The organism is Nocardioides sp. Root151, assembly GCF_001427925.1.
In the GTDB taxonomy this organism is placed as follows: Bacteria; Actinomycetota; Actinomycetes; order Propionibacteriales; family Nocardioidaceae; genus Nocardioides.
Genome location: NZ_LMGG01000004.1, coordinates 704,678 through 705,059, shown reverse-complemented (window position 1 = coordinate 705,059; position 382 = coordinate 704,678). Strand labels below are relative to the sequence as shown.

Genomic DNA, 382 nt, shown 5'->3' with positions numbered 1-382 from the left:
CACCGAACCATCCGGCAGACCACCCAGAGGCGAACCATCACCAGGATCGGTCCCGTCACCAGGATCGGTGCCATCACCGGGGTCAGTGCCATCACCGGGATCGGTCCCGTCACCAGGATCGGTCCCGTCACCAGGATCAGTGCCGTCACCAGGGTCAGTGCCATCACCAGGATCGGTCCCGTCACCAGGGTCAGTCCCGTCACCGTCGGTGGTAGGCGTGAAGACCACCCCATCACCACCAGCTTCCAGCGTGCCCACACCAGGCAGCGTCACCGAACCACCCGGCAACCCACCCACAGGCGAACCATCACCAGGCTCAGTCCCGTCACCGTTCCCGTTGTCGTCTCCGTTGTCGGAGCCGTCACCGTTCCCGTTGCCGTTC

The 382-nt window shown here is 65.2% G+C and carries 1 protein-coding gene; it reads right to left on the bottom strand.

Annotation, left to right across the window (positions count from 1 at the left end; all coding sequences use genetic code 11):
* On the bottom strand, positions 1-185 hold a 185-nt coding region (locus ASD66_RS24725; RefSeq protein WP_200950004.1), incomplete at its 3' end, for a hypothetical protein.
* Positions 186-382: the final 197 nt, after the last annotated feature.